We start from the raw sequence: 23,276 nt of genomic DNA on the forward strand, positions 1-23,276 counted from the left end.
GAAGCCGACCGAGAAACCCACGCCACCGCACTCGCCAAAGAACTCACCAAAAAGTACAGCGTCCGACGCACACGCGGACTCCCCGGCGGCGCCGCACCCCGTACCATCCCCAACCCCGACCACGGAGAAACCTCCGCCACAGGTGCGGCCAGAGAAACCGCGACGGCTGCGCAGAAGAACCAGCGGCAAGATTCCGACAGCACACCTGAGGCGGTTTCGCTGACGCTTTCGGTCAACCATGCGTCGAGCACTGCCATTTCCGCGACGGACACCGCCAGGATTCGTTCCTTCGCACGCTGGGCCGTTCGTTTTGAAACCACCCGGCATCAGCAGGGAAAGCCCGTTCACACGCTCACCGTGAGCGGTGCCGACAAACGGCAGCTCCGATTCGTGCGCACCATGCTGGAGCACGAAATGAAGAGCGAGAGCAAGAAGCTGCACGCGGCGGAGAAAACGGGCAAGGTGCGCATCAAGGTGCTGACCCTGACCGATCCCGGATCGGCAGCGGACAACGTCGCTATCCGGGTGGACGCGGCCGGCGCGACCCAGCAGGAGCAGGCGGTGGACGGCGTTCTGCTCGCGCTCCTGCCGCATTCCCATCTCACGGCCTCGCCATCGGAACTGGTCGCGCTGTCACGCCAGGCACGGGATCTGGCGGGCCAGAACTCCTACGTCCCGTTGCTCATCGAACTGAGGGCGACGTTCGAGTACCAGCCCCTTCCACCTGGAGTGGAGGCTTCGCTCCGCTCACTTGACGAGACCCTCGCCGGGAGCGACGCGGCGGTCAGAGCCGATGTCAGCTCGCTCGTCTCCGACATGCTGCTGACCAGCAGCCTGTTCGTCAGTTCGGAACGCACCACGCGAACAAATGCGGTCGCGGGTTCTCCTTCCGGAGGAGTCGAATGGCGTCCAGACAGCAGAGCCATGACCCCTGAAATGCTCGTCTCAACCCTGAACGCCATCGATCGATTCCTGCGGGAGAACGGTTCGGACGGCCTGTTCGACACCCCGGGCTCGCCGGCCTTCGGCCTCAACTCGCCTTCCGGATCTTCACTGACGTCACGGCTTCTCCGGCTCGGACTCGTGAACCTCACCCCTGCGGCGAGAGCGGAGCTCCTCGGTAGCCCACGATTCCTACGTGAGCTGGCAGAGCCGTCGAGTACGACAATATGGAACATGCTGCGCACGTCCAGCAGAATGGGGAACCGCCTGAGGTACACGTATCGTCCGCTGGCCGCGAATCCTTCCGCTCTTTCGTGAGCAGAATCGGTCCTCACCGTTCCGGCCCAGGGGAACCGGGCAGACCTTCCGGTACCTCAGCGCACAATTGCTTGGCGTCGTTTCTGGTGACCGCAAGACTGTCACCAGGGCCACGACACAGAGGTCCACATGACGAAAGGCTGTCGATGAGTCACCGATTCACGTCCTTCTTGAAAGGCCTCGCCGCGGTGCTGTGCGTTGCGGGCGGACTCACGCTGTCGAGCGGTCTGCCCGCGACCGCGGCGCCGACGGTGGAGTACCGCGTCTGCGCTGTTCGCGGCAGTGACGTGACCGCCGCGATCGTCTTTGTCAGAGGCAGCAACTCCTACGACATCGGGGCCGTGGCGAAACCCGGAACCTGCCAGTCGGTGCGACGCGGTCCTGTCCTGTTCGAGATCTGGGCCGGCAACCAGGTCAACCCGTTCCAGAAGATCGCGTCCTACGGCTCGGGTGGCAGCCAGCCCTGCGTCAGGGTGTGGAGCCGCGACAGCGGAAGGCTCTTCGTCTACAGCCTCCAGTGGTTCTCCGGCACGCCGACCTGCAACGCCGGATGAGTCGGCGCTTCTCCTCTTCGGCACCACGCGGACGTACGCCGGCCGCGAGCGTGAGAGACGGAGCGGTTCGTGACGCTCGCTCCGCCTCGTCCCACGCGTTCCTGACGTGACAAGGAGTTCCATGACCGGCGGGCACCGGTTGACTCTCGGCGAAGGTCTGCGACGCCAGTCGTTGACCTCGCTCAACGACGCCTTCACGCTGAAACACTTCGGGTTCGAGGATCTGATCCTCTTTCGCAACCACGACCGGAAGCCGCTGTGGTGGTCTGTCACGCCGTCTCCCACACGGCGGGGGGAATGGCCGCGCGGGACTGGCGTCAGCGACGTCGCCCTGCAGGCCGACGGCAACCTGGTGGCACACGACGAGAACGGCGTTCCGTTGTGGGCCACGAATACCGCCGGCCTCGGCGCTGATCTCCTCGAAGTCCGCGGCGATGGCGACGTCGTCCTGGTGAACGCTCGCGACGAGGTCGTCTGGTCCACCGGCACGACCCAGCAGGAGATCACACCGCCGCCGTTCCCCGTCGGGCGCGGTGACCGCCTGCTCGTCGGACAATGCCTGGGCGATCAAAGCCTGACCTCCCCCAACGGAAAGTACGTGCTGGTTCACGACCGTCAGCACGCCGGTACCTTCCTCCACGGACCGAACGGGCTGGTCACCTCCTGGTCCCGTCCGGTTGCGCCTACCTATCCGAACGCGTTCGTCACGAGGCTCGTGCTGGAGGCCGACGGCCTCTTCCTCCGGTGGGACGGCACGTTCGACGGCCTTGACCTCTGGGGCGTCCGCAAGCCGTGGCACGACCTGAGTTCGCTCTCGCACCCGTTTCGTCCCCAGCAGCTCGTCGTGCGGGACTGCGGCGACGTGGAGTTGCTCGACGCCGCCGGCGAGATCATGTGGCGCAACGGGTACCTGCGCGACCATCCCGGCTTCGGCTCGGCGTCGACGCGTCTCCAGTCCCAAGAGGACAGCAGATTCCCGGAGCGGTTGTCGGCGACCGCTGCCGGACTCTTGCTGCCAGAACTGGAGTCGGTGCCGCTGGTTCGTACCGACTTCGTCAGCGACGAGGACTGGATCGCCGTCCGCGACGCCGTGCTGGCGCCGCGCCACCTGGTGGCCGGTGAGGTGTTCCACGCCGATGTGGACGTCGTGAACGATGTCGCCTTCGCGGGCCTGTCCGCGGCTCAGTTGACCGAGCTTGTTCCCGAAGGCTCGTCATGGGCCGTTCTGGTCGTCGCCGACAAACGGACGATGACGTGTCCTCAGCGATCGGTGCTGGTGATCGCTCTGAACGAGGACGACCGAGGCAAAACGCTGCGAGCGGTGCCCGCCGCCATCCAGGAGATCGAGAACAACCTGTCACTGTCCAACATGGACTGGGAGGACTTCGCCGACGCCGCGGACGATGACGACATCGTGCACCCGTTTCTGGACGAGGTCGACGAACCTGCCATGACAGATCATCCAGGATGACGACCGGGAAGACGGCGTGTGGACGGAACACCTTCCCACGCCTCACCTGGTTCCCGTCGCTGGTCAGGCATGGCCGCTCGGTGTGCCGAGCAGTTCTCGCAGCGAGTGGCGCGGCGATCCGGTCAAGAGGAGATGAGTCCGCTCGATGTCATTCACGTGCAACCAGAACCTGAGGCAGGCCGCCGGACAACGCGCGGCTCGGGCAGGCAGCGCGTTGCTCGCCGTTTTTGATGAAGCGCTGAGAAACGCGATGGTCAGGCGTTTCGTATCGATGGGCGTGGACATCGTCTACGAGGCGGAAGACGTCACAGAGATGATGCGGCTCGCAGACCATGTCCCCGCTGGAGATGTGGCGGTGGTCGATCTGTCGCACCGCGCCTATCACGCGCTGGGTCTGCTGAAAGGCCGTGGCTGGTCCAGTGTCATCGCGATGACCTCCGGCAAGAGGCCGGCCGAACTTCGCTTCGCGGTGAGGGCGGGTGCCGACGGGTGGCTGGTCAACCCGGCGGCGCCGGTCGCCTCGGCGCCTCAGCCGGTCCGGGACGCGGCAGGTCCCGACGTGTTGAGTGCCAGGGAGGTCGAGGTGGTCCGGCTGGTCGCCGAGGGAATGACCAATGCGGACATCGGCGCCGAGCTGCGGCTCTCCAGTCTCACGGTCAAGTCGCACATGACGAGAATCGGACGGAAACTGCTGGTCGGTGATCGCGCCGGGATCGTCGCGGTGGCCATGCGAGCAGGTCTGGTGACCTGAGCGGCTCCGATGCGGGACCGGGTGGCACCTCGTTCGTCCTTCGCCACCTGGCCCGGCATCCATGACCACTCACGACCACGCGACTGGCGCGAGCACCGACGAGCGGTGACCGGCCAGGCTGGGGCCGCGTTCGGCCTTGGCTACTTCGTCGCATCCCTCGCTTCGGCCACCGCGATCGTCCACGCGTCCGCGACGCTTTGCTTGCCTTCTTCCACCCTGCCCAGCGCCTCGCCGAACTTGGGCCTCGCCTTCGCGTCCTGGACGCCTCGATAGTTTGGCCGCAGGCTGTCCGCGGAGCCCGCGAAAATCTCGCCGACCGGTGCGTCGCTGAAGTACGCGTCCTTCTTGCCGAGCACCTCGGAATCGGTGTAGGCCTTGGGCGAGCTGGGCAGACTTCCCGCCGCGAGGAACACCTTCTTCTGCTGTTCCGGCGCGGTCAGCCATTGGGCGAGGTCGTACGCCTCGCGCAAGTGCCTTCCCTGCTTGGGCAGCGTCAGGAACGATCCTCCCCAGTTACCGCTGTTGCCCGGCACGGTCGCCACGTCCCACTTGCCCGTGTTCTCCTCGCCGCTGGCCTCCTTGATCAGGTTCAGCATCCACGCGGGACACGTCATCGTCGCGAACGAGCCCTGCTTGATCGCGACCGACCACGGCTGGGTGAACGCCGAGACTTTCGCCGTCTGTCCCTTCGCACCGATCGCACCTCCGATGTCGAAGGCTCGCTTCAGATTGGCGTTGCTGTCGGCGATGAAGGCGTCGTCCGAACGGGAGAAGAAGCTCTCGTCGGCCTGGTTGAGGATGGCCGCGTAGATGTTGCCCGCGGAGTCCGCGAACTTGACGTCGGGGGTGGCAGCGCTGAAACGGTCAGCGGTGCTCGCGTAGTCCTCCCAGGTCGGCCAGAGTGCGGACACCTGCGTGCGGTCCGTGGGCAGTCCGGCCTTCTCGAACAGGTCCCGGCGGTAGCACATCGCGAGACTGCCGATGTCCGTGCCCAGGCCCATGACGAAACTGCCGTTGTCGGTGACGCCCTGCTCCCACTTCCACGGCACCCATTGGGACTTGAGCTCGGTCGCGCCGTAGTCGGCGAGGTTCGCGAACTTGTCCTTGGACGCCCGGAACTGCGGCATGTACTGCTCTTCGAGCGCGACGATGTCCGCCGCACCTCGTCCTGCGGCCAGGGCGGGAGCCAGTCCCCGATGGTGTGACTCGAAGTCGGACACCCGCTCTTGGATCTTGATTCCGGGATGCGCGTCCTCGTACTGCCGGTACAACTCCTTGTACCCGAAGTCACCGAACGTCGCGACGGTGAGGGTGATCTCGCCACCGCCGTCGTCACCGCCACCGGTGCAGCCGCTGAGCCCTATCGCGGCTGCGAAGGCCAATGCGCTTGTACGTTTGATCAGTTGACGAAGGGACAAGGCGCTGGTCCTCTCTGCTCCATGTCGTTCGCGCGCTTACTCGGTGCGGGTGCAGGTGATGTAGTTGATGCCGGTCGTCAGCGAGTTGATGTCATTGAGCCGCATCCACTCGTCCACCTCCGTCCGGATCAGCTTGAGTGAATCTTCGCTCATCCGCATGGCGATGTTACGAAAGCCGCTGCCCAGCATGAGTTGCCACCAGTCGTCCAGCTGTGGTAGTCGCGTTACGTAGTCGTGGTGGGTGATGCGAGCTCCCGTCACCCCGGCTTCGGCCAGCAGGGCGTGAATCCGGCTGATGTCACTCGTTCGCCACCACGGCAGGTCGACGGCCAGGTCGTGCTGGTGGGTCTGGGCGAGGTCGAGAAAGCGATCGGACACGGGAGCGAACATGTTCCTCCCGATGGTCGCCACGACGAGCCGGCCGCCCGGCCTCACCAGTCTCCAGGCCGTGTTCAGCGCGGCGGCGATGTCATCGGCGAAGAAGATCCCCAGACTGCACGCGACCGCGTCGAAGGAGCCCGCCTCGTAGGGAAGCCGGTTCATGTCGGCGTGCTCGAACGTCACGTTCTCCATGCCGAGCTCCTCGGCACGGCTCCTGGCCAGTCGCAACATCTGCGCGGAGATGTCGCATCCGATGACCTTGCCGCCGGGGACCTGCCGTGCGGCGCGCAACGCCACTCCCCCAGGGCCGCAAGCGATGTCCAGCACTCGATCCTCTGGCCGCAACCGCAGTTCCGAGACGACCTCGTCGAGGCAGAACGGTGCGACTCGTTCACGGACGTCGAGATAGTTCACCGACGCGGCGTCGTACGTCAGCAACGGGTTGAAGGTGCTCATCAGGCCTCCTGGGAGTGCGAGTTCCTGGCAGTGGAGCGGGCTTCACGTCGAGCGGAAGCACACATGGTGCAGACGGCACTGGTCTCGGCCCGCCGGCCCGAGCGTCACACAGGCGTCAGTTCACAGTCCGGTGTGGACGGTGAGAGAGCTGAACCCCCGGAACCCCAGGTTCGTGTTGTAGACGGGAGAAACCTCCCGCACCACGTGCAACGCGGGGAATCGCGTCGCCAGGGCGCGCAACGCCATCGCTGTCTGCGTGCGGACCAACGTGCCGCCGATGCAGTTGTGCGCCCCACGACCGAACGACAGGTGCGGATTGGGATGGCGAGTGAGATCCAGCGTGTCCGGATCGCGGAAGTGGTGCTCGTCCCGGTTGGCCGCGCCCACGTAGAGGAGCACTGGTTGCCCGGCCTCGATCCGGTGGCCCTTGTAGGTGAAGTCCTCCGCAGCCATGCGTCCGATGTACTGGACCGGCCCGTCGTAGCGAAGGAACTCTTCCACCGCGCGATGCAGAGTCCGGTCGTTCTCCGTGATCAGATGCCGCTGTTCGGGGTGGGACTCCAGCGACCACACCGCGTTGCCGAGGAGGTAGCGCATCGGCTCCAGACCGGCGAACATCAGCAACATCCCCTGGGCGCAGGCTTCGTTGAGCACGAACCGGAAGCCGTCGGTGTCCTCCTCGGCGAGTCTGGTGATCATCGTCGGGTGGTGGGCGCGCATCGCGTTGACCGTGTGCTCAAGCAGGTACTCGGCGAAGTCGTGGATCGCGCGCTGACCCCGTCTCAGGTCCTCCACGGTCAGGTTGCTGGCTCCGAACAGGTACGCGATGTCGTCGGACCACTCGGCGAGCTGCACGTGGTCGTTGTCCGAGGCGCCCAGCAGTTTGGTGATTACCATCGCCGGAAGCGGGCGTGCAAAATCCTGGACGAGGTCGTGCCGTCCGGTCCACCTGTCCAGGAGTGTGTCGATCGCGTTCTGGATGACCGGGACGAGCACGTCCCTGGAGTACAGGTCGCACACCGCGTTCATGTGCTGGCGGCGAACATGGTGATCATGGCCGTCGAAGAAGGCAACCCACCGAGTCAGAACAGGCACGATGTCGGCGAACTCTTGTTGCTGTTCCGCTGGAAGCGCTTTGATGGGAAGCGTCGCCCGGTTGTTCGTCAGCCGAGGGTCCCTGAGCAACGCGGTGACGTCGTCGTAGGAGAAGATGACCCAGGAGCCACCGTACATTGAGGACTGATGAACGGGATCGTTGCGGCGTAGCGCCGTGTAGGTCGGGTACGGGTCCACGATGAGTTGCGGGTTGCTGAGGGAAAACAGTCCTGTGGCCAGTGCGTGGTCCGTGGTCATGAACGGTCTCCGATGTTGGTTCTGGCTCCGACGGCGCGGGCGAGCAGGCGCTGGGCGCTGGCGTACCCCACCTGGTGATTGCCGATCTGTTCGGCGGTGAGCCGGGCGACATCGTCGTCGAGCGGAACCGGGTTCCCGGCGGCCTCCGCGAGAAGGCTGATGTGACAGCATGTATCGAAGATCGTGAACCACCACACGGCGGCGTCGAGCGTCTCCGCCACGGCCACCAGCCCGTGGTTCTGGAGGATCACGCCCTTGCAGTCGCCGAGAGCCGCCGCGATCTGCTTGCCTTCGACACGGTCGAACACGATGCCCGTGAAGTCGTCGAAGATCGCGTGGTCCTCGAAGAACGCGGTGTGGTCCTGCGTGATGGGTTCGAGCAGTTTGCCGAGACTCGAATAGGCGCGGCCGTAGGTCGTGTGCAGGTGGATGGCCGCTTGCGTGTCGGGTCGGGCGGCGTGAATCTCGGCGTGGATTGAGAACGCGGGAAGGTTGACGACACCTTCACCTTCCACTGTGAGTCCGGTGGCTCCGTCGACGCGGATGAGCTGGTCCGGGGTCATGTGCGCGAACGGCACCGTGATCGGATTGGTCCAGAAGGTGTTGACGTCCTCAGGGTCACGCACGGTGACGATTCCGGCGATGCCCTCGTCGAACCCCAGGCTCGCGAAGTGCCAGAAGGCACCGCACAACCGGGACTTCAGGTAGACGCGGGCCTGTGCGGCGTCGTCGAACGACCTCTGCGGCTGGAACTGGTTGTCAGCCGGCTGCGTGCTCTTGGTCATGGTCATCCCCTTTGCACCTGTCCACTCGTCGAACGTCAGTTGGTGTGCTTCGCCCACATCTCGAGCAGGGTCCGGATGTCGCCTCGGTACTGCCGTTCCGCCTTGACATAGGAACCTCGGCGACCGAACGACCAGCCGAGGACGCTGAACTCGTTCGACCCGACCGGAAGGTCACCGAAGAACCTCGTCAGTCGTTCAGGCAGGCGTGGGAGCGCACTCACGGGAACGTCCAGCACGGAGAACCCGACATCGAAGGCATCGCCTTCGGCCGCTGTGAGGGCGAGAGCGACGCAGTAGTCGCGCGAGATGTGCTTCACAACGATCTCGGCGAGGTCGTCGGGAACATCGGCGGCACCGGCCATCGCGGTGTACCGGTCGAGGTCCACACGGGACAGTGGACCGTCGATGTCGAAGTCCAGCACCACGGACCCGGCCCGCCAGTCGACCGCGGCGAAGCTGATGTGGCGCAGGCCCGTCGCTGCGAAGTCCCCGATTCGCGCGACCAGCGGGACCGGCACACCGGGTGCGTCCAGGATCTCGTCATGCGGGCGCTTGGTGCCGAAGTAGAACCAGGTCTTCGCCAAACCGAAGTCGGAGTCGAACGAGCACGAGTGCAGCGTCCTGCCGTCGTACAGCTCCGCCCAGGACCGGGCGAGCGGGAGCAGCGCGTGATCGGCCGGCAGAAGCCCACCCGCGACGGCACGTTCGATGGTGTCGACAGGCTCCGAGGGGAACACCCGATACGACAGCGGCGCGTTCGGCTGGTCGGTGCTGCGCCACAGAACCGATCCTGTGTGGAACGGCTCGGGGAACGCCGCGAACGCCGCCAATGCTGTTTCCGCGTCGTACGGCGCGCCCGTCAAGACCGCGGCGGCGCTGAGATCCCGTTGAAAGTCCTTGGCGGTGGGAGTGCGTGATTCGTCCACAACGGGTCCTTTCAGGTACGTGCTTCAGGGTGCGCTGAACCGCGCGATCACCCGGATCGCCGTGTGATGGGGGAGAGCTGAGGTCCTCATGCTGGAGGCGGACGGGCAAACACTTGTGTGTGCGCAAGCAACTGTCTACGCCTGCCATCCCGGCGAAATCAAGGCAGCCTCAAGAGTGCCTCAAACAGGCGTAACAGGAGCCTGTTCGTGCGTAAACGATTTCATCGAAGATCGTCGCCGACAGTAGAATCGCCTGCTCCCAGGCCGCGCGGCATGACGGTCGTCAGACGCCGGGCGAGTCGCCTTGTGGGACTTGCTCGCGTGCGGCCAGCTGGGCTTATGCGTGCCCACAGCGAAACATGTGCCCAAAAGGGACGACAGATATGCCTTTCCGGCCACGTTCGACACGGGAGATCTTGCGCTGCGGGGTTGACCAGCGACGCATCGTGTGCGGTAAGTGCGCGGGCAGGCGGATGCGTCGTTCGGACAGCGAGTCCGAGGCGTCGCCCGCACTGGGTCGACCTGCGAGCGACCTCGCGTTCGGCGCCGGCGCTCCACCCCGAGGTTGAGCCAAGCCGGTCGGGGAAGCTGGTGCGCCGGCAAGCCGCCATGAACAGCCTCAAGCCGCGACGGCCGGAGGGGCCGGTTCATCGCCTGACGAGGCTTGTCCGATGTGGACTGACCCGAGTGATGCGAGCCGCTCTACTGTTGGCGGACAACGACTTCACCCCTGTCATCGACGGTCGTTCCTTGTACGACCGCGGTCGCGATGTCGACGGACAGGTCGAGCAGTGCCTGCCGCCAGACGCCTATGAGCCATCGAGTGCCGGAGTGCAAGCTAGTAGAACAGAAGGGGTAGCAGCCCCTTCCCTTTGCTCCTCTATTCCACGGCGACTGGGCAACAGTGCCCACAACGCACCTACTGTTCCCTACCACAGCTTAAGGAAGACCTAAGAGAACATCACCCACCCCGCCCGCCCCCGGAGTCCGCCATGAAGCGTCAGCGACCGCCTTTCGTCAGACTGCTCCGCGTTCTCGCCCTCGTCATCACGCCTCTGCTGGCGTTGACGCTCGTCACCCCGTCCGCTCTGGCCTGGGACAGGACGATGATCCGGAGCAAGCAGTTCCCTGGCCAATGCCTCGACAGCAACTACAACGGTGACGTCTATCTGCTTCCCTGCAACTCGGGGAACCTCCACCACCAGTGGATCATCACGAGGGTCGGCTATGGGACGGGCTACAACGGGCACGACCAGATCCGAATCCAGAACGAGGCAACCAGGCTCTTCATCGTCCAGCGGCGGTACAGCTCTTCCGGCACGATGAACCCGACCGGCGGGCTGCTGTACACCGACACGGCCGGCAGCAGCTACCTTTCGAAGATCGACGGCGTCGGCACGACGTGGCGAAATGTCCAGCTGATGTCTTCCCATCAGGATGCGACTGGCTTCAACTCTCCTGGCCTCGCCATCAAATCGTACAACTCGGCTACCGCCGTGGCATCGGACTTCAACAGCGCTGACGCCGGACAGTATTGGGATCTGAGCATCTAAACAGATCGACACAAAGCTTGAGAGCCGCTTCACGACCACCATTGTCGTGAAGCGGCTCTTGGCGTGACATCAGCTATGTCGACAGCTCCACTCAGGTCCTTGCCCCGGGCAAGCAATGCCGTGCCGCTGCCTGTCATCCGACGCAAGCAGAACGACCGGCGCGGCCCGCAAAGCACTCGCAAACCAAAATCGCCTCACTGCATTTGGCAATGAGGCGATGCGTACCCGTAGGGGATATTTGGTTGTACGGAGGGATCGTGGACAGAGGTGGCGGGTGGTGCGCGGAGGGGCGCCGCGCACCACCCCGGCCACTACTTGGGGCAGGAGTTGTAAGGGCACCAGCCGCCGGCCAACTGACCGGAGGCTGCCACCGTGGATGCCAGGCCCAGCGCGCCGACGGCCGCCGCCGACACCATCACCGCAACAATTCGAGCACGAATACGCTTCATGTCATCCTCCGAATGATCATCAGGGTGAAGGAGCGAACTCACAAGAGTAGGAATGCCTCCATCGCTCAAGTATTTAATACTTCCTTAGGTGACTTTGTGAAGTATTCCACACCGCCGGGGATAACATCCCTGCACATCTGGACATTTCTTGAACCTGAGTCTTGACGACGTGGTCGGCATATGTTTGCGGGAGGTTCTGTTCGTGACGTCGAGGCCGGCCGCCGGACTTTCCTCGAATACGCCCGCTCACGTCAACGCGACGCCGCCGGCACGCCTCGACTCAGGAGTGCCCGCTGATGGCGTGAGGAACGTAGCCTGACTCCAAGCCGGCCGCTTCGTCGTCCGACAGAGACACGTCCAGGGCCGCGACGGCGTCCAGGAGGTGATGCGGCTTCGTCGCGCCCACGATCGGTGCCGTGATGACCGGGTTGCGTAGCAGCCACGCGAGCGCGACCTGGGCGCGCGGCAGCCCGCGCTCGGACGCCAGAGCCGCGACCGAAGAGACGATGTTCGCGTCCGAGTCCGAATAGAGGCGCAGGGCGGTCTCGTCGCCCTCGGACCGGGTCGTCGTGGCGTTCCAGTCGCGGGTGAGCCGACCGCGTGCGAGAGGACTCCACGGAACGACGCCCACGTTCAGGTCGGCGCAGAGCGGCAGCATCTCCCGTTCCTCTTCGCGGTAGATCAGGTTGTAGTGGTTCTGCATGGAGACGAACTGCGTCCACCCGTGCAACCTCTGCGTGTACACCGCCTTCGCGAACTGCCAGGCGAACATCGACGACGCTCCGATGTACCGCGCTTTGCCCGCCTTCACCAGATCGTGCAGTGCCTCAAGCGTCTCCTCCAGATTCACTGACTCGTCCAGCCGGTGAATCTGGTACAGGTCCACGTGATCCGTACCCAGTCGCCGCAGCGAGTGATCGATTTCGGCGAAGATCGCCTTGCGTGACAGTCCAGCGCCGTTCGGTCCGGCCGCCATGCGTCCGTGGACCTTCGTGGCGATCACGACCTCGTCGCGCCGGGCGAGCTCCTTCAGGGCACGGCCGGTGATCTCCTCCGATGTGCCGTCCGAGTAGACGTTGGCCGTGTCGAAGAAGTTGATGCCGAGTTCAACTGCCTGCTTGAAGAACGGCAGCGCCTCGTCGTAGTCCATCGACCAGTTGTGGTCGCCTCGCTCGGGCGCACCGTAGCTCAGACAGCCGAGGCAGAGTCGGGAGACCTCAAGTCCAGACGCACCGAGCTTGGTGTACTTCATGGAATGCCTCCACAACGCGGGTTGGCGGAACCAGGGGGACAGCCGTGCTTCATCGGTGACCGCCAGTGTCCCTCCCACGCATGAGAGGACCTTCAAGGGTTCGACGCACCGCGGACAACCGGACGGAGATCCACCGTCTCGCGGGCGCTGACCGCCGACGCGATCTCAGCGGCAGAGGGCTCGATCGCGGACGCGGCCGAGCCGCAGATCCGGGCACGGAGGCCCGTAGCGCAGGCGGCGGCAACTTCGACTGCTGCGCTCGTGTCACGCACAGGGTGTCGTCGCCACTGATCTACGGGCTGACAGGGGCGCGTTCGGCTGGTGGCTGTTGCGGACCGGTGTTCCTGTCGTTGCGCGTCAGGGCGCCATGCGCAAGGTGTGTGGCGTTTTCCTCGGCGGTGCTGCAAAAAGTGGTGTAGTCGCGAACTCCATCAGCGAAGCCGCGCATACCGATTGCGGCGTTCGAGACGAATGTCGAGAGATCCTTCAGCGACGGTCCGAAGCCGTTGGAATAGAACGAGTCCCATGACTTGGACGCTCCGCTTACCGGCTTGTAGGTGATGAGCGCCTTCAGCTCGTGGCTCAGCGCGGCGAGGCCGATTGCGACGCCATCGACCGCTCCGGCACCACGCAACATGCTTTCCGTGTCGACCGAGAGTTCACCGCTCCCAGGGCCGAGGTCCACGAACCCCGATCCGCCCGCCGGATCACCACCGGCGCTGCCAGAACCGCCGGTGCCCGTGATTTTGCCGCTCATGGTCGTCCGTCCTCGCCCTTCACCACGTCACCAGTGATGTTCGCGAACATCGCGTTGCTCGCGAACATCGCCTTACGTCTCCGACGCCACCGAACAAGTATTCGGCGGAGAAACCCGGCGGAAGCGTGAGCGGGACCCAGGCGCCGCCGACTCGCTCCGGTACCCGCACGCGAACGACACAGCACAGGGCCAGCACACCCACCAGACCGTTCCCCCGCAACCCAAACCCGCCACCACAGGACGAAAAGACCGCCGCCCTGCCCAAACACACCCGCCGACGACCACGAGCGGCCATGGCTCAAGCCGTTGCGTGGCTGTTGTTGCGACGCAAAGCGACGCCGAACCGCCCACGTCACCAGCGGGCGGTTCGGCGTCCACAACGCGTACGAAGAGTCGTCCCTCACGAATCAGGGACCGAAGTGCATCTTGGTGATCTTTCCTCCGCCACCGAGGAAGAAGTTCTGGTAGTGACCGAAGTACGTCCGCTTGCCGCCGTACTCCTCAAACCAGCCGTCGTTGTTCCCGGTGGAGATCTGGTCGATGTCGGTGATCCAGACGTTCAACTCGCCGCGGTCTTTGAAGCACATTTTCGGGTAGCGTTGGAACTTCTCGTAGATCCGGAACCACTTGGTACCGAAGGCGCCATCACTGACATCGCCGCAGCCCACCCTGGACAGCGCGAAGGCCGGCGAGGCGGTCGCGATGACCAGGACGGCCGCGAGGATGCCGGTGACGGCAACCCTTTTCGATTTCCTTGCCCGCAAGTCGATGCTCCTCAGCATAGTGGTATCACTGAATCATTCCAGGCGAGCGTACAACGATCTCCTCAGCGCACATTCAGTTCAAGCGCACGATTGTGTCTTTACACCCCCGAGAAATGCACTTTTACACCCGCTCCGCGAGGGGACGGCCGCCAGGTTGCCACGCTGCGTCCAGGCGATCGCCAGGAGTCGCGCGGCTTCACCTTGACGCGGTGCCGATGACGCCCGCGGACGGCAGACCTGGTGGCGGCCGGGTGGTGTTCCCGGAGACGAGTAGGCAGAGCTCACGACCGGCCCCGTGTGCTCGCGGTCCTTGTGCTCGCGGTCCTTGTGCTCGCGGCCCGTGTCGGCGTCCCGCGCACCCGTGACAGCATCCCGGCCTACGAACAAACCGCGCGAAACCTGCCGAATCGGCTCGCAGCCTCCGAACATCGGCCCCAGCACCGAGACGGCCCCGTGAAATCGGACGGTCGCTGGACGTCCGGCCAACTGGCGCGAACGCGCTCCCACAGCGGCCAAGACTGGTGTTGCGGCAGCAAACCACGACACCTTGATGGCGCTTTGCCAGCGGGGACAAGCGTTCTGGCCCCTCTGCGTTCCGAAAAGCTTCCTTCGCTTGGGAACACGCTCCCACCCGCGCCAGGTTTCGTGGTGGGCAAGGCAGTCCGCACATCCTCGTCGTTCCGCTGACGTCAGCGCTGAACGACCTTTGCAGGCGTCCCAGGCAGACAGTCACCCGCCTCAGGCGAGTCCGTGCCTGGTCAGAGACCGCGCGGAACACGCGGCAGCGCCCTGAACATGCCTACGTACCAACACCTTGCCTAAACACCTAAGCGTGGACCGTGTTCACACCAACGTGTCCAGCCGAGAGGTGTTCGGGCACAAGGAGCTACACGTTTGATGCTCTGAAGCAACCTGCACTGCTCTGAGCCGACACGTTCGAGCTACCTTTCCTCCGCACTAAGGGAACCTCAACAGTCCCGATCACCCCCACCCTGTCCGCGCCTTGCTTGCGGGAGTCAAAATGACGACCAACCGATTCACCGCCCGTCGCTTCATCAAGACCGCGACCCTCGCGTTCGCAGCACTGTTCGCCTCAACGCTGGTCGCACCGTCTGCCTCCGCCGTCTACCTCGGAGAGAACCGCATCGAGAGCATCGACCGACCGGGGATGTGTCTCGCCAGCAACGGCAGCGTCCTGCGACTGTCCGGCTGCAACTGGAACTGGACCGACGCGGAACAGAGCTGGATTCTCAACACGACCGGCAACACCCCGAACGGCTACGACCAGGTGACCATCCGCCACCACGCGACGAACCGCTACCTGGTCGCGTACTACCGGGCCGACCAGCTGGGCACCTGGGGCGGCATCTACATGGCCGTCGAGGGTGCCAACGGCACGAACAAGATCTACTGGGACGGCGTCGGCTCCTCCTGGCAGGACGTCAAACTTCAGGCGTTCACCGACAGGACGAACTGGGCCAGGTCCTGCCTTGACGTCAACCACCCCTCCCTCGGAAGCACGTGTGGAAGCGGCGTCAACGCGCAGCGGTGGAAGCTCACCCGGCGCTGACCGCGCGCCTGATCGGATCGGCGCGACCAGCCGACAGATCACGCGAACGCACCGCAGGCGTTGTCACCGCAACGGAAACTGATTGTCCTACCAGTCGGCAGGCCGTCCCCCGGAAAGCAAAGCCCGAAGTGCTGATCGTCCGATCGCCGTGGTCCGGCATCTCGATCGAGATGCCGGACCACGGCGATTCGGTGTCCGGCAACATCGCTCGGCACCACCCGGCAGAGCGGTGGAACGCAGCCGCGTCACTGCGGCAGGTGAGCCAGCTCGGCGTCGACACGTTCTCTCTCGACGTGGTCAGCCGGTCCGTGGAGCTTGGCTCGGGCGAAGGTCAGGCATGTTCGCGCGCGGTCGATTTCGCCCGCGTTGCGCCATGCCGTGCCCTCGTTCAGTGCCAGTTCCCACTCACTGCGATAGCCCGCCTGTCGCACCGCCGGATGCGAGCGCACCTCCGAATATGCCTCGGCCGCCTCTGGCCAGCGTTTCAGACCGCTGAGAGAGTCACCCATCAGCAGCAGGAGATGCACGCCTATCTTGGTCGCCAACTCCTGGTTCGTCTGGGTGCGCCGGCTGTCCAGCTCAAGGCGCAGCGCTCCGAGCAGGTCCAGCGCCTCGTCGAACTCGCTCGCGGCCAGCAGCGTCGTGCTCAGCGAGAGAGACATCCAGATCCGTTCCTCGAAGAAGTCGCGGCCGACCGACAACCGACAGGCCAGCTTGCTGTGCTCGATCGCCTCCTCGACTCGCCCGAGACTCGCGAGCACCAGACCGCTGCTCGCATGCGACGCTGCCACGATCCTCTGGTAGTCGATCTTCTGGGCCAGGACTCGCGCTTCCTTCAGAGTCACGAGCGCGCGCTCGCTGTCGTTGGCCGACGCGTGCTGCGTCCATCCCAGGACGCTGAGCATTTCGGCCTCCTTGAAACTGTCGGCAAGCTCTCTGGCCGCCTCGAGGCCGAGCAGAAAGACCTCGTCCCACCGATTTTCGAACTCTCGTCCGATCAGGTAGCGGTGCAACGACCAAACGAACTCGTACACCGTCCGGTACCAGCCCAGTGCCGCTGCTTCCCTGGCGACGGCGATCCACGTCGTAGCCTGCTCGTCCAGCCAGGCTGCCGCCTCCCGCTGTGACTGGAACGGGTTCCCTTCCTGCGCCTCACGCACAGCGGGAAAGAACAGCGTGCCCGCTGCCGTGCCCTGGCTGAGGACATGGGTGTACAGAGCATCGCGAAGCTGGTCGCGCACGTGCTCTGGTTCCTCTTCGACCCAGCTCTCACGCGCGAAGAGGCGCAGCAGATCGTGGAACTGGAAGTGCGCTGGAGCGGTCGTGATGTTGATCAGTGAGACCTCCACCAGTGCGTCGAGTACCGCACCGATCTCGTCCGCGGGCTCACCGGTCGCCACGGCGGCGAGCTCATCGTCGAAATGAGATCCGGGAATGACGGCGAGGCGACGGAACACAGCCCGCTCGCGCGCCGGCAACATCTGAAGTGACACCGCGAACGCCGACCTCAGATGCAGGTCACCAGCTGACAGTGAGTCCAGTCGGTTCCGCTCGTCACGCAGCTGCCCGACGAGGTGGGCGATCGACCCTCGGCGCCTCGTGGCAAGGCGATTGCCGGCGATCCGCACCGCGAGCGGCAGATTTCCGCAGAGGGTCACGAGCTCCTGGGCCGCCTCCGGTTCGGCCTGGACCACCTCTCGGCCAACGATCGACGCGACCAGGTCCACCGCCTTCGTCGTGGACAGCATGTCGAGAGGTAGCCAGTGCGCCGAGTCCAGACCGGTCAGCATCCGACGACATGTCACGATCGTCAGGCTGTGCTCGCTGTCGGCCAGCAGTGGCCTGATCTGCGTCTCGTCGAGCACGTTGTCCAGAACCAGCAGAACACGCCGGTCCCGCAGCAAGGTTCGGAACAGCGAACCGCGGTCATCCTGTGCCGCGGGCATCCGCTCCCGGGATACGCCCAGCGAGGTCAGCGCTCGTTCGAGAGCGACGCCGGCGTTCACCGGCTGGCTGTCGGCACCATGCAGATCGACGGCGAGGCATCCGTCAGGGAACCGGGCTTCGAGATGCCCTGCGGCCGCCACCGCCAACGTCGTCTTCCCGACGCCAGGAGGTCCCGTGATGACGATGACGCCGCCCGTCTCGGCCTGCTCGCTCAGTCCACGAAGCTCGGCTTCCCTCCCGACCAGCGTCGGCGCGCTGGACAGCGCGAACAGCACCGCCCTGTTCTCCGCTTCCGCTGACCGGCGGCGTCCCTGCTTCGCCAGCATCACGAACGACACCCGCTCGTCCCCGGTGAGGCCGAGGGCATCGGCCAGAAGGTCGGTCGAACGCTCCTGCGCCGCGGCCGCACGACCACGTTCCAGTTCCCTGAGCGCTCGCACGCTCATGCCCGAGGCCAGTGCCAACGCCGCTTGTGACAGTCCTGCCGCCGTTCGATGCCGGAGGAGGGTCTGTCCGAAAGCCGATCTCTGCTCTCGCTGCTGCGAAACATGCGGATCGCTCATACTCGACAGTGCACTTCCTGCCTGTCGCCGGTGGCAAGGACGCTTGCCGCGAAGCGTCCATTTCGTTGCAATCAGACAGATGATCATCGGTCTGGCGGTGCACGCTCGACGGGGCACCTCATCACGATCTTCGGAAGCCGTCATCGCGACGACGGCGCGCGGCCGGGAGGACCCCGGACCACGCGCCGTCGTCTCGCTGGCGACCAAACCTACTTGGTGGAACCCGCGAGCACTCCCTGGACGAAGTACTTCTGGAACGCGAGGAACACGACCAGCGGCACCGCCATCGACAGGAACGCCCCGGTGGAGAGCAGGTCGATGTTGGCACCGAACTGCCGCAGCTGAGACCTCAGCGCCACCGTGATCGGCGCGGAGTCCTGGTCGGCGAACACCAGCGCCACCAGCAGGTCATTCCACACCCAGAGGAACTGGAAGATCGTGAGCGAGGCCAGCGCGGGCTTGGCGATCGGCAGGATCACGCGGCGGAACACGACCCACTCGGTAGCGCCGTCCATCCGCGCCGCCTCCACCAGGTCGACCGGGATGCCGGTGAAGAAGTTGCGCAGCAGGAACACCGCGAACGGCAACCCGAACGCGACGTGGAACAGCACGACCCCCGCGATGGTCCCGAACAGGTCCAACGCCCCGAACAGCTTCGCCACCGGGATCAGCGCGACCTGGATCGGCATCACCAGCAGTCCGACCACCGTGACCGTGAGCCAGTCACGACCAGGGAACTCGATCCACGCCAACGCGTACGCGGCCAGCGCGGAGATCACCACCACGAGGAACGTCGCGGGCACCGCGATGTACACGGTGTTGAGGAACGAACGCCAGATGGTCTCGTTCCCCGCGAGCTCGGCGTAGTTCTGCAGGGTGACCTCGGCCGGCTTGGTGAAGATCGTCCACCAGCCGCTCGCGGTGTTGGCCTGTTCGCTGCGCAGCGACGCGACCAGCAGCCCGAACACCGGCATCAGCCAGAACACCGCGACCACCGCGAGTCCTACCTGCACCGCGCCGTTGCCGAGCTTCGAGACGAACCGGGTGAGCGGGCCGCGTTTCGGCGAGCCGGTCACCGGAACGTCGACAACGCGAACTTCACGCTTCTCGTGAGACAGCACGGTGGTCACGATCGCTCCCGTCGGAACCTGCGGATGTTGTAGAGCATGGCCGGGGCGACCAGCAGGAAGAGGATGATCGCCAGCGCGCTGCCGACGCCCTGATCGCCACCGCTGCCAAACGACACCTGCCACATCTGCAGTGCCAGCACGTTGGCCTCTTCCTGGACAGACCCCGGCGCGATCACGAAGACCAACTCGAAGATCTTCAGCACGTTGATCACCAGGGTGACGAACACGGTGAGCAGGACCGGGGCCAGCAGCGGCACCGTGACCCGCTTGAACACCTGCCACTCGGTCGCCCCGTCCACTCGCGCCGCTTCCAGGGCGTCACGGGGAATCGCGGACAGCCCAGCGGCGATGAACGTGATCGCGAAACCGGTCATGATCCAGATCCAGGACGAGATGATCACCGGGGTGACCAGCGTCGGACCGAGCCAGGTCAGGCCACGGAACGGCAACGCGAAGTTGTCGGCCGGCAGGCGCACCGAGAACTCACCTGGTCCGAGGTCGGGGAAGGTGAACCGCCCGTCGTCACCGGTCATCGTCTTCGACACCACGGCTCCGTCGCGCAGCAGCTCGACCGTGAGACCGGGCAACCCGAGCTCGGCAGGGTCGATCTGACCAGGCTTGCCACCCGCCGACACGTCCAGCCACACGGCCCCGCGCACCTCGGTGCCGCCGGCCTCAGGCCGTGAGACGGGCCGCGCGCTGTCTGGCAACTGCTGGCGGGAGTACCCGACCAGAGGCAGCGACACCACTCCACCGCGAGACACCGTGGCGGTACCGGTGTATCCGTCCTCGCCGGCGTCGAACCCCGAACGCGGACGCGCGCCGGGATAGGGCGACGGCGAAGCGAACACGTCGTGGACACCGACCATCGCCGCGTTCACGACACCGCGTTCCGGGTCCTCCTCGTAGACGAGCCGGAAGATGATCCCCGACGCGAACAGCGAGATCGCCATCGGCATGAACAGGATCAGCCGGAACGCGGTGGCCCACCGGATACGCTCGGTGAGCACCGCGAAGATCAGGCCCAGACACGTCACCGCGACGGGCGCGACGACCACCCAGATCACGTTGTTGCGGAACGCGATCAACGTCCTCGGGTCGGTGAACGTCTCCACGTAGTTGCTCAGACCGACGAACCGGCTGCCGCTCGCGTCGAAGAAGCTGCGGAACAACGAGTACACGAGCGGATAGACGACCAGCGCACCGAGGATCAGCAGTGCGGGCAGGAGGAACAGCACGGCCTTACCGGGGGATCGCCCTGGCTCGGCCACGCTGCGACGTCCGCGCAGGGCATGGGTCACGACGTGTACGCCTTCACAGCCGCTGCCTCAAGGCGCTCCATCGTCTCGTCGATCTTCTTGGGATCGGCGAGGAAGTCCTGCAACGCCTTCCACATGCCCGCGCCCTTGCTGCCACCGAATGCGGCGGGAGTGAGGTCGGACAGGTCGAACCGGACGTTGTCGCCGGCGTCGAGGATGCGCTGAGCCAGCTCACGCGTGACGTCATCGGGGTACGACGCCGGTTCGATTCCCTTGCTCGCCGAGAGGAACCCGCCCTCGGCGGCCCACACCGAGCCTGCCTCAGGCGAGGCGAGGAACTTCATCAGCTCGTTGGTCACCTCGTCGTCCTTGAACTGGACGGCCATGTCCCCACCGGTCACCACCGCGGGAGCACTTCCGTTCACCGCGGGAAACGAGAAGAACGTCGCGTCACCGCCGACGACGGTCTTGGTGCTGGAGTTGATGACGCCGCTGACGAAATCGCCCTCGAACACCATCGCCGCCTTGCGCGGCTCGCCGAACACGTTGGTGACCGACTTCGGGAACTCGGTCTGCAGCGCACCTGACGCGCCGCCTTCGATCAGTCGCTGATCGCCGAACAGCTTCGCCAGCTCCTGCAACGCCACGCGCACGGACGGGTCGGTCCAGGAAAGCTCGTGCTTGGCGAGCTTGTCGTAGTTCTCCGCGCCCGCGCTGCGCAGGTAGACGTTCTCGAACCAGTCGGTGAGTGTCCAGCCGTCGGCGCCCGCGATGGACACCGCGGGCACGCCCGCGTCCGCGAGCGCACGGGAGGTTTCGAGGAACTTCTCCCACGAGGCGGGCTGGTCCACCGAGAGGGAGGCGTCCTCGAACGCCTTCCTGTTGTACCAAACGGTCGACTTGTTGGCGACCTTGAAGTAGACGCCGTACAGTTTCTTGTCGAAACTGCCGAGAGTCTTCCAGATCGGCGCGTAGTTGTCGCCGACGGCGTCCTCGACCTCGGCGCTCACCGGCTTGATGGCACCAGACTTGGCGAGTTGGGCTGCGAACCCGGGCTGTGCCACGAGCGCGACGCTGGGCGGAGTGCCTCCGGAGACCCTGGTCTGGACCACGGTCGGCAGTTCGTCACCCGCTCCTGTGTATCTGACTTGAGCCCCGGTCTTTCTTGAGAACGCGGCGAGCACCTTCTCGAAGCGCACCTGCTCCTCACCTGACCAGGTGCCGATGACGTCGGCGGACTGGCCCTTCAGTTCACCGTCACCGCCGGCCGTGCTGGCACCACAGGCGGTCGCGGCAAAGGCCAGCGCGCACAACGCCGCGATCATGCTTCGTCTCTTCATGACATCTCCTCGTTCCAAATGGCGGTGCTGGTGGCCGGGTCGAAAAAGTGCAGGCGTGAGGTGTCGACCCAGGTCGCGACCTGCTGTCCCTCGTAAATGCGCGAACGCGGGCTGAACCGCCCCACGAGGACGGTGCCCTTGCCGGCACCGGCGACGTCGTCCGCACCGGAGTCCTCGGCGAGCGCGCGGGTGTCGTCGGTGTCGGCGGCCTCGGCGTCCACCGGAAAGTGAACGAGGATGTCGGAGCCCATCGCCTCCACGAGGTCGGCGACCGAGTGCAGGAGCGCCCCCTCGACCTGGTCGACGAGAGCCGCGTCCTCCATGTCCTCAGGACGGATTCCCAGCACGACGTTCTGGCCGACGTACTTCGCCAGCGCCGGGCGTTCGTGCAGCACCGACTCCGGCAGTCGCAGGGCATCCGAGTTGAGCGTCACCCAGTACTGGCCGTCCTGGTCCTCGACCAGCTTCGCGACGAACAGGTTCATGCCGGGAGATCCGATGAATCCCGCGACGAACAGGTTCACCGGCCGGTCGTAGAGCTCCTGAGGCGGGCCGACCTGTTGCAGCACGCCTCGCTTCATCACCGCGACACGATCGCCCAGCGTCATCGCTTCTGTTTGGTCGTGCGTCACGTAGACGGTGGTCACGCCCAGATCGCGTTGCATTCGCGCGATCTGGGCACGCATCTGCACGCGCAGCTTCGCGTCCAGATTGGACAGAGGCTCGTCCATCAGGAACGCCTGCGGCGCCCGCACCATCGCCCGTCCCATCGCGACCCGCTGGCGCTGCCCTCCCGACAGGTTGCGGGGCTTGCGTTCAAGATGGTCGGAAAGCTCCAGCACCTCGGCGACCCGCCGCACTCGCTGGTCGATTTCCTTCTTCGGCATCTTGCGCAACGTCAGGCCGAACGCGATGTTGTCATAGACGTTCAGATGCGGGTAGAGAGCGTAGGACTGGAACACCATCGCGACGTCTCGATCGCGCGGCGGCACGTCGTTGACCACGCGTTCACCGATGCGGATCGTGCCCTCGGTGATGCTCTCAAGGCCCGCCATCATCCGCAGGGCGGTCGTCTTCCCGCACCCTGACGGCCCGACCAGAACGAGGAACTCGCCGTCCCGGATGTTCAGGTCGAGGTTCGTCACGGCACGAGTGCCGTCGCCGTAAGCCTTGCCAAGTCCGGCAAGCACGAGTTCCGCCACAACCAACTCCACGACGCTGTGTGAACGAGGGGCACCGCAAGTCGCGGTGTGGCTGAAAACCTAGGCCGGTCTGCCTTAACCGAGTCCTAAGAGCCGAGAACGATCGCAATAAGGGGCGTTAGGGAATGTTCGCCT

At 65.1% G+C, this 23,276-nt stretch carries 20 protein-coding genes; 6 read left to right on the forward strand and 14 right to left on the reverse strand.

Going from position 1 to position 23,276, the window contains the following annotated elements; genetic code table 11:
• From PV646_RS37570 to PV646_RS37585, 4 genes are all read left to right on the forward strand, one after another.
• Positions 1 to 1,260, forward strand: a 1,260-nt coding sequence (locus PV646_RS37570; RefSeq protein WP_500347077.1) for a hypothetical protein, incomplete at its 5' end; no start/stop codon positions are given.
• 146 nt (positions 1,261 to 1,406) lie between these two features.
• Entirely contained in the window at positions 1,407 to 1,814 is a 408-nt protein-coding gene (locus PV646_RS37575) for a hypothetical protein (protein ID WP_285647536.1), read from the forward strand.
• A gap of 121 nt (positions 1,815 to 1,935) precedes the next feature.
• Positions 1,936 to 3,285: a DUF6924 domain-containing protein gene (locus tag PV646_RS37580; protein WP_500347078.1), complete on the forward strand. Its 1,350-nt coding sequence runs from the start codon at positions 1,936 to 1,938 to the stop codon at positions 3,283 to 3,285.
• 145 nt (positions 3,286 to 3,430) lie between these two features.
• A complete protein-coding gene (locus PV646_RS37585) occupies positions 3,431 to 4,036 on the forward strand; it encodes a helix-turn-helix transcriptional regulator (RefSeq protein ID WP_500347079.1) in 606 nt (201 codons plus the stop codon).
• Between the two features lie 140 nt (positions 4,037 to 4,176).
• Here PV646_RS37585 and PV646_RS37590 read toward each other — a convergent pair whose 3' ends face one another.
• From PV646_RS37590 to PV646_RS37610, 5 genes are all read right to left on the reverse strand, one after another.
• Positions 4,177 to 5,418 carry an extracellular solute-binding protein gene (locus tag PV646_RS37590; protein ID WP_500347080.1) on the reverse strand — a complete coding sequence of 414 codons (1,242 nt, stop codon included), beginning with the start codon at positions 5,416 to 5,418 and terminating at the stop codon, positions 4,177 to 4,179.
• A 72-nt stretch (positions 5,419 to 5,490) separates the two neighbouring features.
• Complete coding sequence (locus PV646_RS37595) at positions 5,491 to 6,291, reverse strand: class I SAM-dependent methyltransferase (RefSeq protein WP_500347081.1); 801 nt, start codon at positions 6,289 to 6,291, stop codon at positions 5,491 to 5,493.
• A 120-nt stretch (positions 6,292 to 6,411) separates the two neighbouring features.
• Positions 6,412 to 7,644, reverse strand: coding sequence for a cytochrome P450 (locus PV646_RS37600; protein WP_500347082.1), 1,233 nt, complete (start codon positions 7,642 to 7,644; stop codon positions 6,412 to 6,414).
• On the reverse strand, positions 7,641 to 8,429 hold the full coding sequence (locus PV646_RS37605; RefSeq protein ID WP_500347083.1) for a class II aldolase/adducin family protein: 789 nt from the start codon (positions 8,427 to 8,429) through the stop codon (positions 7,641 to 7,643). Before PV646_RS37605 ends, PV646_RS37600 begins: the two co-directional genes overlap by 4 nt.
• Before the next feature lie 35 nt (positions 8,430 to 8,464).
• Positions 8,465 to 9,355 carry an aromatic prenyltransferase gene (locus tag PV646_RS37610; RefSeq protein WP_500347084.1) on the reverse strand — a complete coding sequence of 297 codons (891 nt, stop codon included), beginning with the start codon at positions 9,353 to 9,355 and terminating at the stop codon, positions 8,465 to 8,467.
• A 992-nt stretch (positions 9,356 to 10,347) separates the two neighbouring features.
• On the opposite strand from PV646_RS37610, the gene PV646_RS37615 reads away from it, so the two are divergent.
• On the forward strand, positions 10,348 to 10,908 hold the full coding sequence (locus tag PV646_RS37615) for a hypothetical protein (protein ID WP_500347085.1): 561 nt from the start codon (positions 10,348 to 10,350) through the stop codon (positions 10,906 to 10,908).
• Positions 10,909 to 11,219: 311 nt separating this feature from the next.
• Here the strand turns inward: PV646_RS37615 and PV646_RS37620 are convergent, their stop codons facing one another.
• The 4 genes from PV646_RS37620 to PV646_RS37635 form a co-directional block, all read right to left on the reverse strand.
• Positions 11,220 to 11,357 carry a hypothetical protein gene (locus PV646_RS37620; RefSeq protein WP_500347086.1) on the reverse strand — a complete coding sequence of 46 codons (138 nt, stop codon included), beginning with the start codon at positions 11,355 to 11,357 and terminating at the stop codon, positions 11,220 to 11,222.
• A gap of 280 nt (positions 11,358 to 11,637) precedes the next feature.
• Positions 11,638 to 12,609: an aldo/keto reductase gene (locus tag PV646_RS37625; RefSeq protein ID WP_500347087.1), complete on the reverse strand. Its 972-nt coding sequence runs from the start codon at positions 12,607 to 12,609 to the stop codon at positions 11,638 to 11,640.
• Positions 12,610 to 12,901: 292 nt separating this feature from the next.
• Entirely contained in the window at positions 12,902 to 13,366 is a 465-nt protein-coding gene (locus PV646_RS37630; RefSeq protein ID WP_500347088.1) for a hypothetical protein, read from the reverse strand.
• Positions 13,367 to 13,773: 407 nt separating this feature from the next.
• Positions 13,774 to 14,148, reverse strand: coding sequence for a hypothetical protein (locus PV646_RS37635; RefSeq protein ID WP_500347089.1), 375 nt, complete (start codon positions 14,146 to 14,148; stop codon positions 13,774 to 13,776).
• A gap of 1,003 nt (positions 14,149 to 15,151) precedes the next feature.
• On the opposite strand from PV646_RS37635, the gene PV646_RS37640 reads away from it, so the two are divergent.
• The gene (locus PV646_RS37640; protein WP_500347090.1) at positions 15,152 to 15,700 is read left to right on the forward strand and encodes a ricin-type beta-trefoil lectin domain protein; all 549 of its coding nucleotides are present in this window, start codon (positions 15,152 to 15,154) and stop codon (positions 15,698 to 15,700) included.
• Between the two features lie 245 nt (positions 15,701 to 15,945).
• Here the strand turns inward: PV646_RS37640 and PV646_RS37645 are convergent, their stop codons facing one another.
• The 5 genes from PV646_RS37645 to PV646_RS37665 all read right to left on the reverse strand — a co-directional run bounded on the left by PV646_RS37645 (position 15,946) and on the right by PV646_RS37665 (position 23,141).
• Positions 15,946 to 18,297, reverse strand: coding sequence for an NB-ARC domain-containing protein (locus PV646_RS37645; RefSeq protein WP_500347091.1), 2,352 nt, complete (start codon positions 18,295 to 18,297; stop codon positions 15,946 to 15,948).
• Positions 18,298 to 18,419: 122 nt separating this feature from the next.
• Positions 18,420 to 19,286, reverse strand: coding sequence for a carbohydrate ABC transporter permease (locus PV646_RS37650; RefSeq protein ID WP_500347705.1), 867 nt, complete (start codon positions 19,284 to 19,286; stop codon positions 18,420 to 18,422).
• A gap of 50 nt (positions 19,287 to 19,336) precedes the next feature.
• Positions 19,337 to 20,641 carry a carbohydrate ABC transporter permease gene (locus tag PV646_RS37655; protein ID WP_500347092.1) on the reverse strand — a complete coding sequence of 435 codons (1,305 nt, stop codon included), beginning with the start codon at positions 20,639 to 20,641 and terminating at the stop codon, positions 19,337 to 19,339.
• Positions 20,638 to 21,939 (reverse strand): ABC transporter substrate-binding protein, encoded by a 1,302-nt coding sequence (locus PV646_RS37660; RefSeq protein WP_500347093.1) that lies wholly within the window; start codon positions 21,937 to 21,939, stop codon positions 20,638 to 20,640. The genes PV646_RS37655 and PV646_RS37660 overlap by 4 nt, the downstream gene beginning before the upstream one ends.
• A complete protein-coding gene (locus PV646_RS37665) occupies positions 21,936 to 23,141 on the reverse strand; it encodes an ABC transporter ATP-binding protein (RefSeq protein WP_500347095.1) in 1,206 nt (401 codons plus the stop codon). Before PV646_RS37665 ends, PV646_RS37660 begins: the two co-directional genes overlap by 4 nt.
• Between the last annotated feature and the right edge of the window lie 135 nt (positions 23,142 to 23,276).

This window comes from Streptomyces sp. ID05-26A (genome assembly GCF_033794685.1).
GTDB lineage: Bacteria > Actinomycetota > Actinomycetes > Mycobacteriales > Pseudonocardiaceae > Lentzea.